The sequence below is a fragment of the Halomonas sp. TP35 genome (assembly GCF_052375975.1).
GTDB lineage: Bacteria > Pseudomonadota > Gammaproteobacteria > Pseudomonadales > Halomonadaceae > Vreelandella > Vreelandella citrativorans.
This window is the reverse complement of the sequence record NZ_JBQSUZ010000003.1, coordinates 20,711-34,413: the sequence shown is the minus strand read 5'-3', so window position 1 is coordinate 34,413 and position 13,703 is coordinate 20,711. Positions and strand designations below refer to the sequence as shown.

At 56.0% G+C, this 13,703-nt stretch carries 14 protein-coding genes and 1 tRNA gene; 2 read left to right on the top strand and 13 right to left on the bottom strand.

The window, feature by feature from the left end:
- Window positions 1-27: 27 nt before the first annotated feature.
- The 8 genes from pilW to trmJ all read right to left on the bottom strand — a co-directional run bounded on the left by pilW (window position 28) and on the right by trmJ (window position 6,594).
- A complete protein-coding gene (gene pilW / locus ACT3RU_RS05450; RefSeq protein ID WP_192527132.1) occupies window positions 28-765 on the bottom strand; it encodes a type IV pilus biogenesis/stability protein PilW in 738 nt (245 codons plus the stop codon).
- Between the two features lie 100 nt (window positions 766-865).
- Window positions 866-2,050: a dual-specificity RNA methyltransferase RlmN gene (gene rlmN / locus ACT3RU_RS05445; protein ID WP_087106553.1), complete on the bottom strand. Its 1,185-nt coding sequence runs from the start codon at window positions 2,048-2,050 to the stop codon at window positions 866-868.
- A gap of 84 nt (window positions 2,051-2,134) precedes the next feature.
- The gene (gene ndk / locus ACT3RU_RS05440) at window positions 2,135-2,560 is read right to left on the bottom strand and encodes a nucleoside-diphosphate kinase (protein WP_087106555.1); all 426 of its coding nucleotides are present in this window, start codon (window positions 2,558-2,560) and stop codon (window positions 2,135-2,137) included.
- A gap of 184 nt (window positions 2,561-2,744) precedes the next feature.
- The gene (locus ACT3RU_RS05435) at window positions 2,745-3,071 is read right to left on the bottom strand and encodes a HesB/IscA family protein (RefSeq protein ID WP_087106557.1); all 327 of its coding nucleotides are present in this window, start codon (window positions 3,069-3,071) and stop codon (window positions 2,745-2,747) included.
- Window positions 3,072-3,102: 31 nt separating this feature from the next.
- Window positions 3,103-4,278, bottom strand: a complete 1,176-nt coding sequence (locus tag ACT3RU_RS05430; protein ID WP_192527131.1) for an aminotransferase class V-fold PLP-dependent enzyme — start codon at window positions 4,276-4,278, stop codon at window positions 3,103-3,105.
- 54 nt (window positions 4,279-4,332) lie between these two features.
- The gene (locus tag ACT3RU_RS05425; RefSeq protein ID WP_087106560.1) at window positions 4,333-4,800 is read right to left on the bottom strand and encodes a Fe-S cluster assembly transcription factor; all 468 of its coding nucleotides are present in this window, start codon (window positions 4,798-4,800) and stop codon (window positions 4,333-4,335) included.
- Window positions 4,801-4,878: 78 nt separating this feature from the next.
- On the bottom strand, window positions 4,879-5,718 hold the full coding sequence (cysE, locus tag ACT3RU_RS05420; protein WP_087106562.1) for a serine O-acetyltransferase: 840 nt from the start codon (window positions 5,716-5,718) through the stop codon (window positions 4,879-4,881).
- Window positions 5,719-5,856: 138 nt separating this feature from the next.
- On the bottom strand, window positions 5,857-6,594 hold the full coding sequence (gene trmJ / locus ACT3RU_RS05415) for a tRNA (cytosine(32)/uridine(32)-2'-O)-methyltransferase TrmJ (RefSeq protein WP_192527130.1): 738 nt from the start codon (window positions 6,592-6,594) through the stop codon (window positions 5,857-5,859).
- A 197-nt stretch (window positions 6,595-6,791) separates the two neighbouring features.
- Here trmJ and ACT3RU_RS05410 point away from each other — a divergent pair, with 197 nt between their 5' ends.
- A complete protein-coding gene (locus tag ACT3RU_RS05410) occupies window positions 6,792-7,586 on the top strand; it encodes an inositol monophosphatase family protein (RefSeq protein WP_192527129.1) in 795 nt (264 codons plus the stop codon).
- A gap of 159 nt (window positions 7,587-7,745) precedes the next feature.
- Here the strand turns inward: ACT3RU_RS05410 and secF are convergent, their stop codons facing one another.
- The 5 genes from secF to queA all read right to left on the bottom strand — a co-directional run bounded on the left by secF (window position 7,746) and on the right by queA (window position 13,400).
- The gene (gene secF / locus ACT3RU_RS05405) at window positions 7,746-8,672 is read right to left on the bottom strand and encodes a protein translocase subunit SecF (protein ID WP_172118622.1); all 927 of its coding nucleotides are present in this window, start codon (window positions 8,670-8,672) and stop codon (window positions 7,746-7,748) included.
- Between the two features lie 79 nt (window positions 8,673-8,751).
- A complete protein-coding gene (gene secD / locus ACT3RU_RS05400) occupies window positions 8,752-10,605 on the bottom strand; it encodes a protein translocase subunit SecD (protein WP_192527128.1) in 1,854 nt (617 codons plus the stop codon).
- Window positions 10,606-10,737: 132 nt separating this feature from the next.
- Entirely contained in the window at window positions 10,738-11,064 is a 327-nt protein-coding gene (gene yajC / locus ACT3RU_RS05395) for a preprotein translocase subunit YajC (RefSeq protein ID WP_192527127.1), read from the bottom strand.
- Window positions 11,065-11,176: 112 nt separating this feature from the next.
- Complete coding sequence (gene tgt / locus ACT3RU_RS05390; RefSeq protein WP_459560470.1) at window positions 11,177-12,295, bottom strand: tRNA guanosine(34) transglycosylase Tgt; 1,119 nt, start codon at window positions 12,293-12,295, stop codon at window positions 11,177-11,179.
- 73 nt (window positions 12,296-12,368) lie between these two features.
- Window positions 12,369-13,400 carry a tRNA preQ1(34) S-adenosylmethionine ribosyltransferase-isomerase QueA gene (queA, locus tag ACT3RU_RS05385; RefSeq protein WP_192527125.1) on the bottom strand — a complete coding sequence of 344 codons (1,032 nt, stop codon included), beginning with the start codon at window positions 13,398-13,400 and terminating at the stop codon, window positions 12,369-12,371.
- Between the two features lie 112 nt (window positions 13,401-13,512).
- Between queA and ACT3RU_RS05380 the strand changes: the two genes are divergently transcribed.
- Window positions 13,513-13,599: transfer RNA gene (locus ACT3RU_RS05380), tRNA-Leu, on the top strand.
- Window positions 13,600-13,703 lie beyond the last annotated feature (104 nt).

Sequence of the window (13,703 nt, the reverse complement as noted above, 5' to 3'; positions counted from 1 at the left end):
TCCTTAAATAATTAAGTGGTCAGGGCGTCAGTTCATAAGGCCAAGCTGGCGCTGGTAATCGGCTGCCGTGGCATGGTCGCCTTGGGCATGAGCGATATCAATTGCCATTTCCAGCGCTGCCCGGTCTGGCCCGGCCAACTGCAAATAGGTGTGCAACGGTGACCAGGCCTCATGGTAATTGCCCTGTGAAACTTCCAGTTCGGCTAACGTCAAGTACCCCCGCGACTGTCGCGGGTCGATACGCTGCGCGCGGGCTAAACGCCCACGCGCTTTATCAAATTCTTCCAGCGCTAAATAACATTGGCCCAGGTTGGTAAAAAGTTGGGCACGGTTGGCGTACTGGGCATCATTAGATGCGTTTTCCAACTGATCGCAAGCGGCAGCAATATGCCCCTGCTGATACAAAAATGCCGCGTAATTATTGCGGGCACGGGTAAATGTCGGGTCGGCGTCGATCGCTTGTTTAAAATATTGGTCGGCAAGTTCGATGTCGCCCTGCTGTTGATAGACCATGGCTAAGGCCTGCAATGCTTTGGCATGGTGCGGATCGATCTCCAGCGCGTGACCCAAGGCGGCGCGCGCCCGTGGGAGATTGTTGCGCTCCAGGTAGGCAACGCCGAGCTGCGTATACGCATCCTTGGCGTCATTGCTTGCCTGAGAAGGTAACGTGTTTGATGTGGCACAACCGGCGAGCCATACGCTGCTAAACAGTACAGCGAACATGGGCACCCTAAACGGGTTAAAACGCCTGTAGTGACAGATCATGTTGATCCTCATGGTGTAAATAGCTAACTAACCGCCGGCACAACGAATAAACCGTGTCCATCAAAGCGCTGTGCTCGTCGGAAGTCAAGATAAGCACCGTTTAGTCAGCGTCAATCTGTACCGATTGAATATAGCGAGCGCTGCGCTTCGTCCGGTCTTTCACGCGTCCCACCAACTGACCGCAGGCTGCGTCGATATCCTCACCCCGAGTGATACGAACCGTCGCGTTATACTCCAAATCATACAGCCACTGTTGAAAGCGCATGACCTGGTTGCGTGATGGTGTTTCATACCCTGAGTTAGGAAACGGGTTAAACGGTATCAAATTAATCTTACAGGGCAACTCTTTAAGCAGCGCGGCGAGCTGTTCGGCATGCTCTTTCTGGTCGTTAACGTCCTTGATCAGCGTGTATTCAATAGTGACCTGGCGATTGTCCGGGCACTTGGACAGGTAGCGATGGCATGCATCCAGCAACATTTGGATGTTGTATTTGCGGTTGATCGGCACCAGTTCATTGCGCAGCTCGTCTGTAGAGGCATGCAGTGAAATAGCCAGGCTTACGTCCATTTCGTCGCCTAGTTTGTCGATCATCGGCACAACGCCTGAGGTCGACAGCGTGACGCGGCGCTTGGAGAGCCCGTAGCCGTTGTCATCCAGCATTAACTTCATGGCCGGCACTACGTTGTCAAAGTTGAGCAGGGGTTCGCCCATGCCCATCATGACCACGTTGGTAACCGGGCGGTTAGCGGTGTCACGGCGCGGCCCGACGCTGCGCTGTGCAACCCATACCTGGCCAATGATTTCGGCGGCGGTAAGGTTACGCTGAAAGCCCTGTTTGCCGGTGGAGCAGAAACTACAGTCCAGCGAGCAGCCCACTTGAGAAGAGACGCACAGCGTGCGCCGCTTGCCGTTTTCAGCGGGAATCAGCACGGTTTCAACGTAGCTGCCATCCTCTACTTCTAATACCCACTTACGGGTACCGTCGGTTGAGGTGCCTTCGTAAATAACGCTGGGACCACGAATTTCGGCCACTTTTGCCAGCTTTTCGCGCAACGGTTTGGACAGGTTGGTCATCGCGGTGAAGTCGTCGCTACCTTCCTGATGGATCCACTTCATCAACTGAGCGGCGCGGAATTTCTTCTCGCCAATCGACAAAAAGAACGCTTCCATCTGTTCGCGCGACATGCCAAGCAGGTTCTGGCGCTCAGGCGCTTTTGCCGCTGGCGTTTCACTGTCAGGTGCAGATTGGGAAGCGGGCGTATGTTGGGCTACGGTGGTGGTCATGGCGGTCAGCGTTCTAGAAAGGGGCGGGGGCCAGGCCCCCGCGAAAATGGCCGGCAACGAATGTTGAAACGGCGCCGCTAAAAATTAGCGCGGGCAGATTTCGTCATTACCGAAGAAGTAGCTAATTTCGCGCGCAGCGCTTTCTGCAGAGTCGGAACCATGGACAGCGTTAGCGTCGATTGTTTCCGCGAAGTCAGCACGAATAGTGCCCGGGGCCGCTTCTTTTGGGTTGGTAGCACCCATCAGGTCACGGTTTTTGGCAATCGCGCCTTCACCTTCAAGCACTTGAACAACCACTGGGCCGGACGTCATGAAGCCCACCAGGTCTTTAAAGAACGGACGCTCTTTGTGCTCGGCGTAGAAACCGCCCGCTTTCTCTTCAGAAAGGTGGGTCATTTTAGCGGCAACAACCTGCAGGCCTGCTTTTTCAAAGCGAGCGATGATGTCGCCAATGGCGTTTTTGGCAACGGCATCGGGCTTGATGATAGACAGAGTGCGTTCAGTAGCCATGTAAATATCTCCTTGAGGCCTTTAGAAAAAGGGATAAAGCAGAAATTGCCGCCTCGGCAAACCGGGGCGGCGAAGGAAAATCGTTTCGGCAAAATGACGGTAGTGTTCACCGATTACCGAGTGGGCGCGATTATAGCGCCTCAAGCGGGGGTTGAATACCGATGATGACATTGGCGCCTGCGTATTACACCGTAAAGCTTTCACCGCAGCCGCATTCATCTTTAACATTTGGGTTGTTGAACTTGAAAAAGCGGTTCAGCCCTTCGCTGACATAGTCCACTTCGCTACCGTCCAGCATCTCAAGTGCATCAGGTGCCACATAAACGCTGGCGCCGTGATCTTCAAAGAGAACTTCGTCACTGCCGACTTCATCGGCAAAGTCCAGCACATAGCTGTAGCCCGAGCAGCCGCTGGGCTTGACCGACACACGCAGGCCTAGGCCTTGGCCACGTTCATCAAGCACGTGGCGGATCTGTTGTGCGGCAGCTGGGGTAATGTTGAGTGTTGCCATAAGGCGTGCTCCTTGTAAAAGCGCTAGCCGCTTAGCGTGGCAGTGTTCGTAAACCGCTCACCGCATGGCGAATGAGGGTTAGCGCGTGATCAATATCGTCTTGCGTGGTGAAGCGTCCAAAACTAAAGCGTAGCGATGAAAGTGCTAGCGTGCGCGGAACGCCTACCCCCAGTAAGACGTACGAAGGGTCAACGCTTGCCGAGTTGCAAGCGGAGCCGGTAGAAACGGCCACATCGCGCAGGGCCATCAACAGCGACTCACCGTCGATGCCTTCAAACGCGAGGTTCAAAATATTGGGTACTGCGCGGTCAAGCGGGGTGTTGGCCACCACGCCATCCAGTGTTTCAAGCCCCTTTAAAAAGCGCTGTTGTAGGTGCGTGATATGTGCCTGATCGTCAGCATGCTCTTTTTGCATCAGCAAAAATGCTTCACCCATACCGGCAATTTGATGCGTTGGAAGGGTGCCGGAGCGCATGCCGCGCTCATGCCCGCCACCGTGAATCAATGCCTCAAGGCGAATGTCCGGGTGGCGTTTGACATACAGTGCACCCACGCCTTTAGGGCCATAGGTTTTATGCCCAGAAAGGGACATTAAATCGATCTTTTGAGCCACCACGTCCAACGGGATTCGGCCAACGGCCTGAGCCGCATCGGTATGGAAAACTGCGCCAAATTCATGGGCTACCTTGGCGAGCGCGGCAATATCGTTAATGCTGCCTAGCTCGTTGTTGACCGCCATTAATGAAACCAGCGCGGTGTCATCACGCATGGCAGCACGTAGCATCTCCGGCGAAATGGTACCGTCGTGTGCGGGCGTAAGCCAGGTAACGTCAAAGCCTTCGCGCTCAAGCGCAACCGCTGTATCAACGATTGCCTTATGCTCAATGGTAGACGTGACCAGGTGCATGCCGCGTTCGCGGTTGGCCCGCAGGTAGCCAATCAGCGCCAGGTTGTCAGCTTCTGTTGCACCGCTGGTCCAGACAATTTCACGCGGGTCGGCGCCAATGGTATCGGCTACCTGGCGACGCGCCTGCTCCACCACTTGTTCAGCCTGCCAGCCTAGCATATGGCTGCGCGAGGCAGGGTTGGCAAATAGCTGGTCCGCGGTCAGATAGCGCTGCATAACCTCGGCTACGCGGGCATCCACCGGCGTAGTGGCGGCGTAATCCAGATAAATAGGCAGTGAAGGTGTGGTTGTCGTTGTCATGAAGACCCGCTTAATTTAATAGCGCCAGGGCAGCGGTAATAACGCCCTTGGCCATTACGGTGATGAGGCGAGAATACCCGCTTCAACGCGATTTTTTTGCCGCGAGGCGATACGTAGAACATCGGGGCGCTGCATCAATTGGGCAAGGGTGATGTCATCAAGAAAATGTCGAATCTGGCCGGATAGTTCGCACCACAAGTGGTGGGTCAGGCAGGTGCTTCCCTGCTGACAGTCGGATAATCCTTGGCAGCGGGTAGCATCTACCGTTTCATCAACGGCATCAATGACTGCTGAAACGCTAATGTCGGCCGCTGGTTTGGCCAGCAAATAGCCGCCGCCCGGGCCGCGAACGCTGCGGACAAGACCTGAGCGGCGCAGGCGCGCAAACAGCTGCTCAAGATAGGAGAGGGAAATCCCCTGACGCTGCGAAATATCCCCCAGACTGGTCGGGCTGAGCTCGCCGTTCAGCGCCAAGTCGAGCATGGCGGTAACGGCGTAACGGCCTTTGGTAGTTAAACGCATGACAGGCACCTCGGCGCTGAACGTTCAGCGTGCTCCCGGCAAATGTGCTGCCATTATGGGAAAGCCTGAGTAGTTTGGTCAACCTTTAGCCGGAGGCGGCGTATTGTCATCTGAGCTTTTGGGGGCGCAACCGGTATCGTTTTCATCCAGAATATCGGCAAAGTCTTCATCGCGCAGCGCGGGCAGGCTTCCTTCATGGTAACTGCCATCGAGCTTACGCAGCGTTGAACACATTCGTTCAATGCGCTCATCCACCGCGTGCATGTGATCCAGCATTGCCTGCATGGAGCGTGCCACCGGGTCGGGCATGTCCTGGCTGACACCGTAGGCATCAAAACCAAATTTTTGGCAGATGGCCTCGCGACGAACCGGGTCTACTTCTAGCGCTTCTTCAACGTCGGGGTCGGTGCGTTTAACAATCTTGCCGGGAATGCCCACCACCGTTGCGCCAGGCGGTACTTCCTTGGTGACCACCGCGTTCGAGCCAACCTTTGCGCCAGCACCCACGGTAAAGGGACCGAGGATTTTAGCCCCCGCGCCGACAATAACGCCATCCTCAAGGGTGGGGTGGCGCTTGCCCTTGTTCCAACTGGTGCCACCGAGAGTTACACCCTGGTACAGCGTTACATTGTCACCAACCTGCGCGGTTTCTCCAATAACAACCCCCATACCATGGTCGATAAAAAATCGCCGACCGATAGTGGCCCCTGGATGAATTTCGATGCCGGTCAGCCAGCGGGAAAACGTAGACAGCGTACGGGCCAGCCATTTCAGGTTTTTTTTCCATAGCCAGTGACCGCAACGATGAATTAACAGCGCGTGGAGGCCGGGATAGTTGGTCAGTACCTCTAAAAAATTGCGGGCCGCCGGGTCGCGGTCAAATACGCTGTTAATGTCTTCACGTAGGCGTTGGAACATGAGTGATCCTTGGTCAGGGCTGGCACGCGGTCATTTAAGGCATCGCGGATGACAGAACGCATCGTTAGCAGGATAGCGAGGTTGGGGCGCGGGTGCGTAACTTCAAGCTATGCCCCACCCCAGGTTTGCGGATGCCGGTCATTGTTTGTCTGCTGATTTTTCCGTTGCGGTTAAAATGCCGCGTAAAATGTTCATCTCCATTTTTTCGGGGCGGGCGCGCAAATAGAGCCTGCGTAGCCGCGCCATCAACTGACGAGGCTGGGCTGGGTCATGAAATTCAATGGTAATTAGCGTGCGCTCCAGGTGCTCGAAATAACGCTCCAGCTCTTCGTGGGGCACTAGCTCATCATCAGTATCAGGCGTGGGCGCTGCGTCCTGCTGGCTTAACCAGGCCATGCGGCTCTCGTAGGCAAGTACCTGAACGGCGGCGGCCAGATTCAGCGAGCTAAAGTCAGCATTGGTGGGGATGTGGACATGGGCGTGGCAGCGCTGCAGCTCGGCGTTGGTCAGGCCGCTATCTTCCCGGCCAAAGACCAGTGCGACGCGTGATGTTGATGCCTGACATTCGCCGGGTAGGCGGTCTGCCAGTTCGCGCGGTGTCAGCATGGGCCAGGGCAGGGTGCGCGAGCGCGCACTCGCGCCAACGGCCAGCGTGCAGTCGGCAACGGCATCTTCAAGCGTTGCATGTACGCTGGCCTGATGCAGAAGATGATCCGCACCGGAGGCGCGCGAAATGCTGTCCTGAGTAATGATCTCGCAGCGCGGAGCCACCAGCGCCAAATCGGCCAGGCCCATGTTGTGCATGGCGCGAGCAACGCCGCCGATGTTGCCTGGATGGCTGGTGCCGATTAAAACGATACGAATGCGCTCAAGCATAATGATAGGGCTCGATAAATGTGAACAGGGCTTGATGAAGAACAGGGCTTGATGAAGAACATAGCGAACAAACGCGGAAAACGAGCAGTTTAGCACGAGTCGATAGCGTGCCCGAGAGGGGTCTGCTAGAATTGCGCGCCATAGGCAATTATTCCTTCGCCTAACGTTCTTTAACATCACTGTGACAAGGCCCGATCATGAATCCGATGGTCCAATTTACGTTGCGCGCAGCGCGCAGCGCAGTTGAACAGTTTCAACGTGTTCGTGAGCGTATCGAAAACGCTCATGAAGAATCCAACCTTGACCGTCTGCTTGAAGACGCGGCGCGCAAGGCCGAGGCGACCATTGTCCACCAGTTGGAGCGTGGCTACCCCCAGCACGGCTATGTGGGTCGCTACACCTCGCATAAAGCGGGTGAAGACGAAGGTAGTGAGACCGTTTGGAAGATCGAACCCATTCATGGCTACTCTAATTTAGCGGTAGCGGGTAAAGGCTTTGCTCTCTCAGTGGTGTGTCTGGTTAAAGGCCGCCCGGAACACGCGGTGGTTATCTCACCGTTTGGCGATGATGAATATATCGCCAGCCGTGGTCGTGGCGCTCAACACAATGGCAAGCGTATGCGGGTTAGCAAACCCACCGCGATTACCGGTACGCGTTTGGCCATGAGCCTGCCCGAAGCGTGGCTGCGTCCTGGCAACTTGCCGGCATTTCTTACCGTTACCCAACAACTTGCACCTCAGGTAGAAACTCTTGTCGCGACGGGCTGTGGCCTGCTGGACATGTGTGAGCTGGCCAGCGGCCGAGTGGACAGCGCCTTTGTGCTGGGTATGGAAGAGCAGGATATGCAGGTGGGTACGCTGTTTTTGAAAGAAGCCGGCGCGCTAATGGGCACGCCCGATGGTCAGCCGAGCGTTAAGGTAGAAGGCCAATTGATGGCCGCAGGCCCACGTCTTTACAAGGCGCTGATCAAACAGCTGGCGCCGCATTTTTGATGGGCTGGTAGTGAATGAATAGTTGAAAATGAATGGCTGGTAGTTAATAGCACGCTGTGAATGTTGAGTGGTAGACGTTCCAGGTTGCCAGCCAACCACTAAAAAGGCTCTGCCGGGTTATCCCGGCAGAGCCTTTTGTCGTTATACAAGAACGGATTGTTACGGCAGTTCTTCTTCCTCTTCATCAAGCTCTTTTTTGGTAGGGATCAAGTCCTCACGCGAAAGCTTGAGCGGCAGAAGCAGCGCGCCCGAGATGTAGATGGAGGAGAACGTGCCGACGCCAATACCGATCAGCAAGGCGATAGCGAAGTTCTCAATCATATCGCCACCGAGGATTAACAGGGCAAACAGTACCAGCATGGTCGTGCCGGAGGTTGCCAGCGTGCGCGATAGCGTGGCGTTGATGGCTTCGTTGATGATCTGCGTCATATCGTCGATACGTGACGTACGGATATTCTCACGAATACGGTCATAGACGACGATCGTGTCGTTCAATGAGTAGCCGATAACCGCCAGAATCGCCGCCAGCACGGTCAGGTCGAACTCAAGATGAAAGAGTGCGAACACGCCCACGACGATAATCACATCGTGAAGCAGCGCCAACAGCGCACCGATGGCAAACTTGTACTGGAAGCGGAAAGCGACATACAGCATGACCACACCGAGCGCGACCAGCAGGCCAAGGCCGCTTTGATCGCGCAGCTGATCGCCCACCTGGGCGCCAACAAATTCAGCGCGCACCAGAGTAACGCTGTCTCCGCTGGCACTTAGCAGGTTGACAACGTCGCTGCCAACGTCAGGATCAAAGGCCTGTTGCAGGCGAATAAGCACCTCGGTTGATGCGCCGAACGTTTGTACAGAAACATCCTGGAAGCCGCTTTCTACCAGCAGAAGGCGAATGGCATCCAGCGAGGGTGCGGCGCCGTAGCGAACTTCGATCAGTGTGCCGCCAGTGAAGTCGAGCCCCAGGTTGAGCTGTTGGGAGAGCAGGGCGCCAATCGACACGATGAGCATCACGGCAGAGGCGATAAACGCAATATTGCGCCGCCCCATAAAGTCGATTTGCAGTTGTGATAGGGGTTTCATTGCCACCTCTTGCATTCGGGGCTGAGCACGTGGTTCAGATCCATGCTTTTTAAGTCTAGGTTCTTCAGATCCATATTGTTCAGATCCATAGCTTTTTGACGGGCCTGCTGCCATAGGTCAGGTTGACCAAGGCACGTGTCACCATTAGCGCGGTGAACATGGACGTCAAGATGCCGATAGACAGTGTGACCGCAAAGCCTTTGACCGGGCCGGTGCCAATCGAGAACAGAATGATCGCCACTAACAGCGTGGTAATATTGGCATCGACAATCGAGGTAAAGGCGCGTTCGTAGCCTGCATGAATGGCCTGCTGAATCGACAGCCCGTTACGCAACTCTTCACGTATTCGCTCAAAGATCAGTACGTTGGCATCCACCGCCATGCCCAGCGTCAGCACGATGCCCGCAATGCCTGGCAAGGTGAGCGTGGCGCCCAGCATCGACATGACCGCGACCAGAATCGTCAGGTTAAGAGCGAGCGCAATGTTGGCAAAAATGCCAAACACTTTATAGCGCGCCAGCATAAACAGCACGAGCAGCAGTAGACCCACCTGAACAGAGAGCAGGCCGCGTTGAATGTTTTCCGCACCCAGGCTTGGGCCGATAGTGCGCTCCTGTACAAAGTAGATCGGCGCCGCCAGCGAACCCGAACGCAGCAGAAGCGACAGTTCGGCAGCTTCAGTGGGAGAGTCGAGCCCGGTGATCCGGAAGCTGTTGCCCAACGCGCTTTGGATGGTGGCCAGGCTAATCAAGCCGCGCTCTACATAAGGCTCGCGCTCAATCGTCTCTTCGCCGGTCTCCGGGTCAATGACGACCGTATCTTCGCTCTTGTGCTCGATAAACAGCACCGCCATATTGCGACCAATATTGGTGCGCGTGGCGCGGTTCATCAACGTGCCGCCAGTGCCGTCCAGGTTGATATTCACCTGAGGGCGACCGTTTTCATCAAAGCTGTTACTGGCACTGGAAACGCTGTCGCCGCTAATGATGACATCGCGCATTAGCTCGGCAGAGCGTGATGAATCGTTACGGAATACGTGGGTTTCCGTTTCCGCATTCGGCGTGTCGTTACGGGCTTCCAACCGGAATTCAAGGTTAGCGGTCGCGCCCACGATCCGTTTGGCGGCCACTGTGTCCTGCACGCCGGGGAGTTCAACCACAATTTGGTTAGGGCCTTGACGCTGCACCATCGGCTCGGCAACTCCCAACTCGTTCACCCGGTTACGCAGGGTGGTCAAGTTTTGGTTGATGGCGTAGTCCTGGATTTCGTTAATGGTCTGATCGCTCAGCGCCATCACCAGCCTGGAGGAGCGGCCGCTGCCCTCATTGGTATAGTCAAAGTTGGGGAAGTCACGGCTGATCAAACGACGTGCATTGTCGCGGTCTTCAGCGTTTGCAAAGTCGATGGAGAGGGAGCGGCCTTCAACATCGGTATTGCGGTAGCGAATACGCTCGCTACGCAACAGCTCGCGCATGGCGCTGGCATTCACTTCCAGGCGCTGAGTAAGCGCAGCGTCCATATCCACTTCCAGCAGGAAGTGAACGCCACCGCGCAGGTCAAGACCCAGCGTCATGGGGGAGGCGGAAAATGCTTGAAGCCAAGTCGGCGTAGCTTCTGCCAGGTTCAGTGCGACCGTCGCGTCATTGCCTAAAAGATCGGCGGCAATATCGCGGGCATTGAGCTGGTCATTGTCGTTACGCAGGCGAATCAGCCACAGGCCGTTAACTTCTTCGACGCCTTTAACGGCGATGCCGTTTTCGCCGAGTGCGCTCTCAACGCGTTCAATTTGGCGCTCATTCAGTGTTTCGCCTTGGGAGCTACTGAGCTGAATAGCGGGATCTTCGGGGAATAAGTTGGGAAGCGAATAGATAAGGCCAACCACCAGGACGACCAGTATCAGCAGATACTTCCACAGGGGGTAACGGTTGAGCATGCAAGCCCTGCCTTCAATTACAAACGGAATTGCTGTGCGGGGAGGTCCACGCACAGCAAAATTTACCATCGTATCTACCATGGCACCCCTGCCGGGGTGGCTGGCACTGAATCGGCAGGGGTGTTTTAAGCGTTAGATGGACTTAATAGTGCCCTTCGGCAGCACGGCAGCAACGGCGTTTTTCTGTACGTTGACTTCGGTGCCTTCAGATATTTCCAGGGTCAGGAACTCATCGCTGACTTTGGTGACGCGGCCAACCAGGCCTCCGCCGATCACGACTTCATCGCCTTTGTCCAGGCTGGTGACCAGCTGTTTGTGCTGCTTGGCACGTTTAGCTTGAGGGCGCCACAGCAGGAAATAGAAAATCAGCACAAAGCCGACCAACATAACGATTTGCGCGATGCCACCGCCAGCTGCCCCTTCCTGGGCATGGGCTGATGAGATGAAGAAATCCAGCATTGCAGAGAACTCCTGGGTTAAGACCCTTAATGGGTGAGAGAGTTAGAGGAGGCGTTGATTAACTATCATGTTTATAAGCGCCCCTTGGCTTACCCGCCAAAGCGGATGATGACTATTCGGCCAGGGGAGGCACCGGCAGGCCGCGCCGAGCATAAAAGCCTTCCACAAAGGTCGTCAATGTACCCGCTTCGATTGCCGCGCGCAAATCAGCCATTACACGCTGGTAGTAGCGTAAGTTATGGATGGTATTGAGCATCGAACCCAGCATTTCATTGCAGCGGTCCAGGTGATGCAAATAGCCGCGCGAGAAATTCTTGCAGGTATAGCAGTCACAACCCTCTTCAAGGGGGCTGGTGTCATGGCGATGCTTGGCATTACGAATCTTGACCGTACCGTCAGCGGTAAACAGGTGGCCATTACGTGCGTTGCGGGTCGGCATGACGCAGTCGAACATGTCAACGCCCCGGCGCACGCCTTCCACCAGGTCCTCAGGCTTGCCCACGCCCATCAGGTAGCGTGGTTTTTCATCAGGCATCCAGGTGGGCAGGTAATCCAGCACCTTGATCATCTCTTCTTTGGGCTCACCAACGGAAAGCCCGCCAATCGCCAGGCCGTCAAAGCCGATCTCCAAGAGGCCTTTGAGCGAGCGCTCGCGAAGCTCGGGGTGCATACCGCCCTGGATGATGCCGAAAAGCGCTGAAGGCGAGTCACCGTGGGCATCGCGTGAGCGTTTGGCCCAACGTAGCGACAGCTCCATGGATTTCTCGGCTTCTTCAAACGTGGCCGGGTAGGGCGTGCACTCGTCAAAAATCATCACGACGTCAGAGCCCAGTGAGCGCTGCACGGCCATGGACTCTTCGGGCCCCATAAAGACCTTGCTGCCATCCACCGGCGAGCGGAAGTGCACGCCCTGCTCGGTGATCTTGCGCGTCTCGCCTAATGAGAACACCTGAAAGCCGCCGGAGTCGGTGAGAATCGGCTTGTCCCACTGGGCGAAGTCGTGAAGGTCGCCGTGGGCTTCAATGACCTCGGTACCGGGGCGCAACCACAGGTGGAAGGTGTTGCCTAAGATTATTTCCGCGCCGATCTCCTTGATGGAGTCCGGCGTCATGCCTTTTACCGTGCCGTAAGTGCCCACCGGCATAAACGCAGGGGTTTCGACCGTGCCACGGGGGAAGTGGAGGCGACCGCGACGAGCGCGGCCATCGTCGGCCAAGCGCTCAAAGCGCATAAAGCATTCGTTTCGCATTGTGGTAACTCGTCAAATAATCATCGGTAAAACGCTAAGGGCAACGTAAAGGCGCTTAGCGGGTGAGCAGCATCGCATCGCCATAACTAAAGAAAGCGTAGCGTTCGGCAACGGCTTCACGGTAGGCGTTCATCATCGTGTCATAACCGGCAAACGCCGACACCAGCATCAAAAGTGTCGATTCCGGCAGGTGGAAGTTGGTAATCAACGCATCCACACAGCGCCACTCGTAGCCGGGGTAGATGAAAATGTCCGTATCCCCGCTGTAGGGCGCTATCTGCCCATCGCTGCTTTTCTGACAGGCGCTTTCCAAACAGCGCACGCTGGTGGTGCCTACGGCAATCACCCGGTTGCCCGCAGCTTGCGTCTCGCGTACCTGCTGGCAGGTGGCTTCTGACACCTCGATCCACTCGCTGTGCATATGGTGTTCAACAATATTGTCCACCCGCACCGGCTGAAAAGTACCCGCGCCCACATGCAGGGTGACAAACGCGCTGTTAACCCCTTTTTCAGCCAAGGCATCCAGCAGCGGTTGGTCGAAATGCAGGCCCGCCGTGGGAGCGGCCACGGCGCCATCTCGGCGGGCATAAACGGTTTGATAGCGCTCGCGGTCGCTGAGTTCATCTTCCCGAGTGATATAAGGCGGCAGTGGCATATGGCCGTGCTGCTCCAGCAGCGCGATCATTGGCGTCTCGCCTAAAAAGCGCAGCTCAAACAACGCGTCGTGGCGGCCTTCCACCATGGCGTGAATATCACCTTCAAAGATCAGCTCGGTGCCGGGCTTGGGCGATTTGCTCGAGCGGATATGTGCCAGGCCTCGGTGGCTGTCCAGCGGGCGCTCAAGCAGCATCTCCACTTTGCCGCCGCTGGCTTTATGGCCGTGCAGGCGGGCAGGGATCACTCGTGTGTCATTAAACACCAGCAAATCGCCGGGGTTTAAGCGCTCAAGAAGGTCCGTAAACTGGCGATGCTCAAGCGCGCCGCTCTGGCCATCCACGCATAGCAAACGGCAGTCGCTGCGCTGCTCAGAAGGGTAGCGAGCAATCAGCTCATCGGGTAGCTCGAAATAAAAGTCCGCGCGCTGCATGGGTTGGCTCTTAACGGTGGTCAAACAGGCGGCATAGGATACCCCCTTCGCTAGATAAAGTCAGTCAATGTGATTGACCTGCGTGGTTATCTCCGTATAATGCGCATCCATTGCCGGTGTGGCGGAATTGGTAGACGCAGCGGATTCAAAATCCGCCGCCTTTACGGGTGTGCCAGTTCGAGTCTGGCCACCGGCACCAAATTTTCGGGCTTAGCGTTTATCGCTAGGCCCTTTTTTGGTTCTGGCATCCTAAAATCTCCAAACAGCTTGTGCGTATTGGCGCGTGTCTACACTCGTGCGGCG